This is a genomic window from Wolbachia endosymbiont of Nomada ferruginata, assembly GCF_001675785.1.
Lineage (GTDB): Bacteria > Pseudomonadota > Alphaproteobacteria > Rickettsiales > Anaplasmataceae > Wolbachia > Wolbachia pipientis.
On record NZ_LYUY01000046.1, the window covers coordinates 1 to 10,765 of the forward strand.

Sequence of the window (10,765 nt, forward strand, 5' to 3'; positions counted from 1 at the left end):
GCAATCTGTGCAGGTTAATGACAAAAAACTTAGGGTATTTGGCGTCTCATGTTTAATTTTTCGCACTACGTGCATCGCATGTCTTTAAAAATTTCTGGGTTTTTACCTATATAAGCCGAAACGCGCTTACAAAGCGTTTAAGACAGCAAAAAACGTCAAATTGACAAGGGAGAATTTGAATGCTAGCTACTACGGGGTTTCTTTGCCTTTTTTCCTGCTTAGTAAATTTCTTAATATTTATGGCTAAACGACAATCGTCATCCCGCTACTTGTTAGCGGGATCTAGAGATACCGCGGCGGCATGACGTAGGACTGCTGTCATTCAAGTAGCTGACACTGGAATCCAGCCTTGCTGTAATCTCATCAAGAACGTTGTGTTTTAACATAAGATCAGCCACTTTTATGCTTACCAACTTAATAAAATTCCTGGATCCAAGTAGTCAGGCTACTCGGATGACACCTTCATAAAGTGAAATGAGATCCCGCTAACAAGCAGCGGGATGACGAGAAAGGGGCTACTCGGATGACACCCTCATAAAGTAAAATGAGATCCCGCTAACAAGCAGCGGAATGACGGGAAAAGAGGTGCTGGGATGACACCTTCATAAAGTGAAATGAGATCCCGCTAACAAGCAGCGGGATGACGGGAAAAGAGGTGCTAGAATGACACCGTTTACTATGTAACATCTCATCATATCACAATGTTCGTACAGTTGTGGCGGTATAACGTAGAAAAACTGTTAACTTAAATCTATATTGACATGTCCCATTTTACGCTTATCCCTAACCTCTTTTTTCCCATATATGGTTAAACTAGCTTTTTCGTTGCTCAAATACTTATGAGAATCATATATATCATTACCTATTATATTTTTCGTCATACAAGGAAAGCGTAATACTACTTCCTGCATAGGTAGCCCGCATATTATCCTAACCAGCTGTTCAAATTGACTAACGTTACATGCATCCAAGCTCCAGTGGCAAGAATTGTGAGGTCTTGGAGCTAGTTCATTAACTAACAATTCGTTATCCTTAGTAACAAAAAATTCAATAGCCAGAATTCCTATTACATCGAGCGCATTTGCTATTTTCTTTGCAGCTCGTTGTACCTCTTGAGTTAATTTGCTATCTATTTTAGCTGGCACTGTTGAAGTATCAAGTATTCCATCAACGTGGTAATTTTCTGCTATAGGAAAAAAAGCTACTTTACCGTTTTTATCTCTTGCAACGACTATTGAAACCTCTTTCAGTAAATCAACACTTGCTTCAAGAATGTACTCTGTATTCCAATCAAAGGAAGCAAATTGCTTCACTTCAGAATCATTCTTAAGCACATATTGCCCTTTTCCATCATAACCCATTTCTGTTGTTTTCAGTCTTGTTGGATAGCCAAAAGCTCTGCTGCTTTTCAGTAGCTCATTATAATTTTGTATACTTTTGTATTCAGCAGTTTTTATACTCAAGCTTCTAATGAAATCTTTCTCTCTAAGCCTATTTTGCGCAATGTGTAATGCTTTTTTACCTGGATAAAAATCTGCGTGCTGTGATACGATATCAATTGCGCTACATGGAATATTTTCAGACTCAATAGTGACCAAATCCACACTCTGTGCAAAAGATTCAAGCGCTTTCTTATCAGAGAAATCTGCTATTGTGAAATCATCAGCAACAGAGCAAGCCGGATCGTCTTTAGCACTGGCAAAAACATGTGTTTTTTGTCCAAGTTTTGTTGCAGCGATAGCAGTCATTTTACCTAATTGTCCACCACCTATTATTCCTATTACTTTTTTGCTAAGCGCATCTGGTTCATTCATACTATAAATTGATATTTCCTAATTAGAGTATACTTGAAAAATCTATGAAAAAAGTATATAATTAGAATGTTATCTTTTTATCATGAATATTCTATAATGATTCTAGAATACACACTAACTACCAACTTTGTTGAAGTTACAGTTTTACCAATTTATATTGAAGAGCAATCCATTCCTTATGAAAATTGCTATGTATGGATGTATAACGTTAAGATAAAAAACAAAAGCCAATCAACTATTCAATTATTAAGTCGTCATTGGCAAATAATAGATTATAAGGGAAAAATAAATGAAATTGCCGGAGTTGGTGTTATCGGAGAACAACCTGTGATAAAATCTGGAGAGGTATTTAAATACACAAGTGGAACATACTTAAATGCACCGTCAGGAATAATGCAGGGTAAGTATGAATTTCTGAATGAAGAAAGCATAAAAGTTTTTGAGGTTATGATACCACCCTTTTCTTTGGATAGTCCATACGTCAAAACTAGACCCCATTAACTATCAAAATAGTTTATTTTTTATCCTTATCATCAAGTGTAAATAAGGTTATTGTAGAGATTAAGCCTATTATAACTATCATTAACGAAAATGGGGCAGCTTCTCTATAGCGCTCATCGCTTACAAGTTCATATATTCTAGTTGATATAGTTTCAAAATTAAATGGTCTTATAATGAGTGTTGCTGTGAGCTCTTTGATAGTATCCATAAATACGAGCAAAAATCCCGATAATATACTCTTCTTGATGAGAGGGATATGAACATTCAAACATGTGGAAATAGGCCCATGACCCATGGTATATGCAGTCCACTCAATTTCATTTGGTGTTTTTTTGAGCCCTGACTCTACCGCCTTGAAAGATATAGCAAAAAAACGAAATAAATATGAGTAAACTAATGCGCCAATAGTTCCTACCAAGCTAATTTCCACAATATATTGAGTAATGAAAGAGGATATTCTGCTTAAAAATATTATTATGCTAATTGCGATAATTGCATTTGGAATTGCGTAGCCTAAAGAAATGAGACGTGCTACATTATTGATTACCTTATTTTTACGCGCCGTATATCCAATCATTATTGCAATGCTAATTGAGATTAATGCGGTGATAAATGATAAACTAACGCTATTTGCTATTATGTTATAGAATCTTGCTTCATATATGAAAAACCCCTTCTCTATGCTCCAATATATGAGCGGAATCATTGGCAAAATAAAACCTATTAATATCGGCAATACACACATAAGATAAGCAAAGATCAACGGTATAGCGCCACTTATACTCCGTTTGTTGTGATAATCTGAATTGGTATTGATTGAAGAGTAGGATATTCCTTTTTTTTGTAGTTTTTTTTCGATAGCTATTAGTGTTGCAACGAAAATCAACTCTGCAACTGCTAAAACAGTAGTTGAATATTTGTCATGCAGTAAAAACCAGGTGCGATATATTCCTGTCGTAAAAGTATCGATAGCAAGAAACTGTGGTGTGCCGAAATCTGTAATTACCTCCATTAGTACCAAGGATAACCCTGCTATAATTGATGGGCGTATGGAGGGTATGATGACAGAAAACAGGCTCTTCAATGAGGAGAATCCAAGTGTTGATGCAATAGTGACTGAGTTACTAACATTCTTTAGACTTGAGCGGACTAACATATAAACGTATGGATATAGGCTGAATCCCATTACTAATATTCCACCACCTAGGGATTTTATTTCAGGAAACCAATAGTCACCTTTGCTCCACTCTAAAATGTCTCTTAATGAGCTCTGCACCGGACCTGAAAACTCTAGTGTATTTACATAGACGAACGCTACTATATATCCGGGAATCGATATCGGAAAGAACAAAGCAATCTCAAAAATTTTACTTCCAGGAAATGAAAAAAATGTGGTGAGCCACGCTGGAATTACTCCAAATATGAAAGATATTCCCCCCACTCCTATCATCAAAATTAACGTACTCAGTATATATTCAGGGAAAAGTGTACTAATTACCCATCCAGAACTTGCTGATTCTGTAAATAGAATTGATATTAATGATAATATTGGGCAGACGAATAATATACTTACTAGAAATAAGAATATATTTTTAAATACTCTTAAAAACATTAATTTGAATCTATATTTTATATTAAAATGTTATATGTAAAAACTGAAGATATCCAGTAATTATAGCTAACCCAAGAAAGGTTTCCCTACGTCATACCGCCCACAACTGTACGAACATTCGTTTGTGAAAGCAGTGTGTTAAATGTTATAGCAGGTTTTGCCTCAAACACAAAGGCAGTGCCCAGACTACTTGGATCCAGAAAAATTGATTGTAAACAAACGACTATACAACATTTTCAATAAAATTACAAAAAAGCTGGCTCCCAGTGTTAGCTACTTGGATGACAAAAAAAGGAGCACTGGGATGACATCCTCCCTTGTGGAAATTGCTCTCAAATCACAATGTTCGTACAGTTATGGATTCATTCGCGGTATCTCAGTATAGATTCCGCTAACGAGTAGCGGAATGACGGTTTTTCAAATTGTAGAGCCACTTTAGCTATAACAGCCGTACTATTGAATATCTTTATAATTTTGTATATCATGTTTTTAGTTGATAAGTGAATAATCATGAGCTTTGTCATTGCAACTTTCTATCACTTTGTAGAACTCTCTAATTATTATGACATGAAAGACGAAATAAAAGCTGCATGCAACAACGTTGAGTTAAAGGGTACTATACTCCTTGCAGAAGAGGGTATTAATGCAACCGTCTCTGGTGAAAGAAACGCGATTGATAAAATATTTGATTTTCTACGTTCTGATTATAGGCTAAGGGACCTTACATGGAAAGAGAGTGCAGCAGAATATCAACCATTTAGCAAGATGAAGGTAAAATTAAAAAGAGAGATTGTGAATCTTGGTGTAAGCAATCTTGATATTTCCCTTAAGGGTAAATATGTTGATCCAGAGCATTGGGATGATTTTACTTCTCAACCTGACGTTTTAGTAATAGATACACGAAATGAGTATGAAGTGAAATTAGGCAAGTTTAAAAATGCAATTAATCCACACACACAATGTTTCCGTGAGTTTCCTCAGTGGACAGAGTCATTTTCTGAGAGTAAAGACCTGAAAGTGGCTATGTACTGCACTGGTGGAATTAGATGCGAAAAATCTACAGCATATATGAAAAGCCTTGGATTTAGTGATGTTTACCATCTTAAAGGCGGCATTCTTTCTTACCTTGAAAAAACTTATAATAAAAATGGTAATTGGGAAGGTGAGTGTTTTGTTTTTGATGATAGAGTTGCTGTTGATAACTCACTTACTCCAAGCAACACAATAAAATGCATATTCTGCTCAAATCAAGTTTCAACTGATAAACTGAAATCAGTTCCACGTGGCCAGGTGGTTTGTTCTGATTGTAAACTTCAGTGTTATAGCTATAATAAATAAGATCTCTCTACGTCATACCGCCGCGGCGCTAACAAACAGCGAGATGACGAGGTCTTGAGATAGTCTTATGTTAGCTATAGAATTGGAAAGTTGCACTTCAAAAAGTAGAATGGCAAAAGCCATTCTACAACATTTTTCTAGCAAATTAAATAACCTGAAGTACATCTATTGACTAATACATCAATCCATATTACTTTCCACAAAAAACAGAAGTGGGCGTTGAAAGACAGCTAACCATAACATCAGAAAGGCATCTAGCTGGTGGATTTTTAAGTAAACCTATTATTTTTTTATTTTCAGTAAAAGAAGATGGTTTTCTACCATTATTATCCTTTATATTAGCTTTGGCTCCTGCCTTCAGAAGAAATTCAACCATATCAGCATTATTAGTAGAAGTGGCATGGTGTAATGCAGTTCTACCCAGATTATTCTGGATATTAATGTTAGCACCTTTTTCCAAAAGAAGTTTTACTATACTAGTCATACCTCTTAAGGAAGCCATGTGTAATATGGCTTCCTTATTATCGTTTTTAGCATTAACATCAGCACCATCGTTAAGACACCGTAACACCTGATCATAATTATCCTCAATAACCGACTCAATAATTTGTTTATTTCTAAGTAAAGTAATTATTTCTTCATTGTCAGTAAAGAAAAGTGGTGTTCTATCAAAGCTATCTTTCGCATTAACTTTGGCTCCTGCCTCCAGAAGAAATTTAGTCATATCAGCATTATTAGCAGAAGCAGCATGATGTAATGCAGTTTTACCTAGATTACCCCGGGTATTGATTTTAGCACCTTTCTTTAAAAGAATTTCTGCTGTAGCACGGTGACCATAATAAGAAGCATAGTGTAATGCAGTTTCATCTTGATTATCCCGGGTATCGATTTTAGCACCTCTCTCTAAAAGAAGTTTTACTACACTAGCCACACCTTTGAAGGAAGCAATGTGTAATGGGGTTTGACTACTATCGTTTTGAGCATTAATATTAACACCACCATTAAGACATTGTAACACCTGATAGTAATCACCACACTCAATAAATCGCATTAACTTTAGAAAGCTTACCGCCTCATTAATACCTCTTTTTTCATTATCCAGTAACTCATAATAATATTCATTGAAGCATTCCCATAACTTATCCTCTATTGCTCGTCTTATTTCCTCATCTAGATAAAGAGCTTTTACAGGCCTTTTGGTACATGGGTCTGTTGCGTTATCCCCTTCTTTTTCCCACCACTTAAAAATCTCATGGTACTCAAACACATTTTGCGACTTTGAATCATCATCATATATTATTCTAACAGGCTCTAATATTAGTTCTCCTGTTATCGGGCAAAGCAGACCACTTTCTTCAAAGCAATTATTACCTTTTTCAATCGCCTTCTCAATATACTTACCTATTAAACGCTCATAGTCTGCTAATTCATCATTGTTCTTACTATATTTCTCAAAAATTTTATATAAATCATAATGTTCAATGTTATTTAACATAATTTTACTTCGCAAATTATAAAAAGGCTAATGTATGTACTAAAAATAGAACTTACAAGTGTTTTTTTCAATTATAAGATACAATACCTCAACTTATTTTATTTATAAAAAAGTTATAAATATATACCTTTTAAGTATTTACTTCTTACCCTTAATCAGCTCTAAAGCCTTCTTCAAATCTATGCTTTCAATATCTGCACTCTTGCCCAAAGCAACGTTTGTTTTACCGCATTTTATATAGAATCCGTACCTACCGTTGCAGATAAAAACTTCTTTTCCTTTTTCATTAAGCCCGAGAGATTTTAACTCTTTGCGTGGACTGTTTGCAATAATTTGTACAGCTTCGCTCAATTCTGTATTCAGCACCTCTTTGGAGCTTTTCTTAAGAGAAAAGTATCTACCATCATAGAAAATATAGTACCCAAATCGTCCAAGGCCTATTTTTACTTCCTTTCCGGTTTCAGGGTGTTCTCCGATTACTTTCGGCAAGGAAAGTAACTGAGTAGCGGTGCTCAGATCAATCTCATTAACATTTATATCTTTTGGTATGGAAACCGTTTTTTTCTTTTTTAACTCGTTATTAAACTCCAGATAAAGTCCAAAAGGACCCTTTTTGATCATCACTTCTTGGTTTGTTATATCATCTATACCTAAACTTTTTGGATATTCTGAATTGTCGTTACTGCCCGTAATTTCTTTTGTATGGCTGCATTCAGGATAGTTAGAACATCCAAGGAACACTCCTGTTCGCCCAAAGTTCAATTTCAATATGCCATCAGAGCAAATAGGACATTTCGTATTCACCTCTTTTCTTCCTTCTTCTGAACAAAACCAATCGATTACCAAATCGTGAATACCGCTGAAAACTTCATCATGCGTCATTTGCTTAACAGAGTTTACATGACCAAAAAATGGCACCCAAAAGTGGCCTAATTCTTTTTTCCAATCTGCATGTCCATTTGAAATTAAATCAAGCTTTTCTTCCATTTGTGCTGTGAAATCATACTCTACACAACGCTGAAAAAAAGTTTCTAAAAATATAGTAACGATTTTACCACGACTGCTTGGAATAAACCTTTTGCTATCCAATGAAACGTACTCACGATCTTGTAATACCGAAATAATTGTTGCATAAGTTGATGGTCGACCTATACCGATTTCTTCCATTTTTTTAACGATACTTGCTTCACTATAACGAGGTGGCGGTTGAGTGAAATGCTGTTTTGGCTCAACTGAAATCAGCTTACACGCTTCCCCTTCCTTCATGGCAGGTAGCAGGCCTTCATTTTCGGCTTCTATATTATCTTGGTAGACTCTATAAAAACCATCAAAGAATATACTCGACCCACTTGCTCGCAGAATCACTTTCTGATCAGTAGAGCTAATTTCAACTACCACTTGATCAAGAATCGCCGACTCCATTTGACTTACAATGGTCCTTTTCCAGATTAAATCATACAATTTAAATTGCTCTGGCGTTAAGTAATCCTTAATACTACCCGGCGTTCTATTGATATCAGTTGGACGAATTGCTTCATGTGCTTCTTGAGCATTTTTGACCTTTTTTACATATTTACGAGGGGACTGCGATAAATATTTATCACCATATAATGACTTAATTGACCCTCTAATTGAGTTTATAGCCTCATCTGCAATATGAAACCCATCTGTACGCATGTAAGTTATCAACCCTACAGTTTCACCACCAATATCGATACCTTCGTATAAATTTTGCGCTACTCGCATAACATTTTTCACGTTAAAATACAGCTTATTTACTGCATCTTGCTGAAGACTTGAAGTAATAAACGGAGGAAGCGGGTTTCTCTTAACTTGCTTGCGTTCTACTGTGCTTACAGCATATTGCCTTGATTCAATCTCCCTGACTAAGTTCTTTGCTTCTTCTTCATTCTTAATATCAAATTTTTCTAGCTTTTTATTGTCATAGTGGCTTAGCATAGCAAAAAAAGCCTCATCTTTGCTATTTTGCATTTCTGCCTTTATGCTCCAATACTCCTGTGTTATAAATTTACTAATTTCATCTTCTCGTTCGCATATAATCTTTAATGCAACAGACTGCACTCGCCCTGCAGACTTGCTCCCCGACAATTTTGTCCACAGCAGTGGTGACAAGCTAAATCCAACTAGATAATCCAAAGCTCTACGTGCTTGTTGTGCACGCACTAAATCCATATTTATTTCACGTGGATTCTTTATTGCTTCTTGAACTGCTCTCTTTGTTATCTCATTAAAGACTACTCTATGAATGTTGCTTTTATCATTGATTGCTTTCTTTTCTTTTAATGTCTCTATCACATGCCAAGCCATTGCTTCCCCTTCTCTGTCTGGGTCTGTTGCAAGATATATATCTGATGTTTTGCTTGCGGCTTTTACTAACTCTTTTATATACTTTTCTGCTTTTTCAATGGTTTCATACTTTATAGCAAAATCATTATCCGGATCGACAGAACCGTTTTTTGCTGGAAGATCCCTCACATGTCCAAAGGATGCAGCTACTTTGAACTCTTTACTCAAATATTTACCTATTGTCTTTGCTTTCGCAGGTGATTCAACTATTAATAATGCCATATTGTTAATTATTTTAGTACTTACAGATAATATGTTGAGAAATATACGATGAAAAGTAAAAAAATATTTTAATAGGTCTTGTGAATTTTACACAATGGGTTGTGGAACCTTTTCAGAAAACCCTTGGACATTGCTATTTTCAAGTGAATTTGAAGGCTTATTACAGTAATATACGATTGCAGCAGCAACAAGACAACAAATTGCTCCAACTGCTATTCCCACTGCTAACATTTCCAAATGAACTGCAATAGTTATTCCTAAAGCAACTCCAGCCACTGCCAGTGCAGAAGCAGCCACACCAGGCAGTTTACTTCTCTTTTCACTTCGTGAACTTGGTTGTATATTATTGTTCTGGATGTCATTTTCTTGATCTGAAACTAGTATTTTAGTACTGTCACTTTCAGAAGCTATGCTACTAGAGTTACCGTTGGTTGTTAAAAATTCTGGTTGTGTACTTTGTTGATTACCATTACTTTCGAGTTCTGAAGAAGCCTCACTATTACTTGCACCTATGTGTTTAATAATGCCAGTTATTTCACTTACAGGCTGAGGAACTTGCTCATCAACACTAGAAGAACAAGCTTGATCAATGTTTTGATCATCAGGGCTCTCGCTTGATAGGTTATTCTCTATAACCTTTGCAAACGCCCTTACTTTCAATGTAGGAGCATGCCTTTTTGCAAAATTTTCAAAATCTACGAAGTTAATTAGAGTGATTCCTCCATTTCCTAACTCTTTTCTAAAGTCATCTTTGTGAACTTTAAAAAAGTTTTCTATACCAGCAAATATCATTGCTTGAAAATCACGCCTATAATGCGTTGATAAAGCATCAATTAGCGGCTCATGATTGTGCAGAGAAATTTCTTTTTTTATTTCGTTAGCTTTATTAATTAGAGTATAAGCATATTCTGGATATTGCCTTTGTAAGCTTTCTTTGTTATCAAACTTACTGCATATATCTTCATTTTTTTCCCATATACTTACTAATGTACTAGTGTCACTTTCCTTCAAAAAGTCATGTAGTAACTTATCTTCCTCCTCAAGTTTTTTGTATTCACCTAGGCACCTATTCCAATATTCTGACATTTCCCTTGTAAAATTAGAATTATGTTGTACTAGATATTCTGGCTTTTGTGCATTGGAACCTTGTAACTTAATTTCATGTGCTATTAGAAACTCCGCTGCACTTTTGTGTTTCTTTTCAACAGCCAAATGCAAAGGAGTTTTGCCATCTGTGTTTTGTAAATTAACATCAGCCTCTGCTGCTAATAGAGCATTCACTGTATCTGTATGGCCATTCACAGCAGCCCAATGTAAAGGAGTCCATCCATTTTCACCCTTCACATTTAGAGGTTGTCCGGAAACAAGTAAAAGGCTATAATATCTGAAATTTTAGTACGGGGTAAAGATGAGAAA

9 protein-coding genes and 1 pseudogene are annotated in these 10,765 nt (G+C 35.5%); 3 read left to right on the top strand and 7 right to left on the bottom strand.

All coding sequences use genetic code 11. From position 1 onward, the window contains the following. Window positions 1–272 precede the first annotated feature (272 nt). Both BA053_RS07865 and BA053_RS03535 read right to left on the bottom strand, forming a co-directional pair. Window positions 273–413, bottom strand: a complete 141-nt coding sequence (locus BA053_RS07865) for a hypothetical protein (protein WP_156518096.1) — start codon at window positions 411–413, stop codon at window positions 273–275. Between the two features lie 327 nt (window positions 414–740). Further along, window positions 741–1,814, bottom strand: coding sequence for a 5-(carboxyamino)imidazole ribonucleotide synthase (locus BA053_RS03535; RefSeq protein WP_065106765.1), 1,074 nt, complete (start codon window positions 1,812–1,814; stop codon window positions 741–743). A 99-nt stretch (window positions 1,815–1,913) separates the two neighbouring features. Between BA053_RS03535 and apaG the strand changes: the two genes are divergently transcribed. Beyond that, window positions 1,914–2,315: a Co2+/Mg2+ efflux protein ApaG gene (gene apaG, locus BA053_RS03540; protein ID WP_174525429.1), complete on the top strand. Its 402-nt coding sequence runs from the start codon at window positions 1,914–1,916 to the stop codon at window positions 2,313–2,315. Between the two features lie 13 nt (window positions 2,316–2,328). On the opposite strand, the gene BA053_RS03545 is transcribed toward apaG, so the two are convergent. Beyond that, on the bottom strand, window positions 2,329–3,927 hold the full coding sequence (locus tag BA053_RS03545) for an ABC transporter permease (RefSeq protein ID WP_065106766.1): 1,599 nt from the start codon (window positions 3,925–3,927) through the stop codon (window positions 2,329–2,331). A 157-nt stretch (window positions 3,928–4,084) separates the two neighbouring features. Here BA053_RS03545 and BA053_RS07290 point away from each other — a divergent pair, with 157 nt between their 5' ends. Both BA053_RS07290 and trhO read left to right on the top strand, forming a co-directional pair. Further along, the gene (locus tag BA053_RS07290) at window positions 4,085–4,312 is read left to right on the top strand and encodes a hypothetical protein (protein WP_156517997.1); all 228 of its coding nucleotides are present in this window, start codon (window positions 4,085–4,087) and stop codon (window positions 4,310–4,312) included. Between the two features lie 125 nt (window positions 4,313–4,437). Then, a complete protein-coding gene (trhO, locus tag BA053_RS03550) occupies window positions 4,438–5,265 on the top strand; it encodes an oxygen-dependent tRNA uridine(34) hydroxylase TrhO (protein WP_065106767.1) in 828 nt (275 codons plus the stop codon). Between the two features lie 190 nt (window positions 5,266–5,455). Here the strand turns inward: trhO and BA053_RS03555 are convergent, their stop codons facing one another. The 4 genes and pseudogenes from BA053_RS03555 to BA053_RS08770 form a co-directional block, all read right to left on the bottom strand. After that, complete coding sequence (locus BA053_RS03555) at window positions 5,456–6,760, bottom strand: ankyrin repeat domain-containing protein (RefSeq protein WP_065095331.1); 1,305 nt, start codon at window positions 6,758–6,760, stop codon at window positions 5,456–5,458. 138 nt (window positions 6,761–6,898) lie between these two features. Further along, window positions 6,899–9,349, bottom strand: a complete 2,451-nt coding sequence (topA, locus tag BA053_RS03560; RefSeq protein WP_065106768.1) for a type I DNA topoisomerase — start codon at window positions 9,347–9,349, stop codon at window positions 6,899–6,901. Between the two features lie 87 nt (window positions 9,350–9,436). Beyond that, entirely contained in the window at window positions 9,437–10,435 is a 999-nt protein-coding gene (locus BA053_RS03565; RefSeq protein ID WP_458695121.1) for a TomO hydrophobic C-terminal domain-containing protein, read from the bottom strand. 75 nt (window positions 10,436–10,510) lie between these two features. Next, window positions 10,511–10,711 (bottom strand): annotated as a pseudogene (locus tag BA053_RS08770) (ankyrin repeat domain-containing protein); the annotation flags it as partial. Window positions 10,712–10,765: the final 54 nt, after the last annotated feature.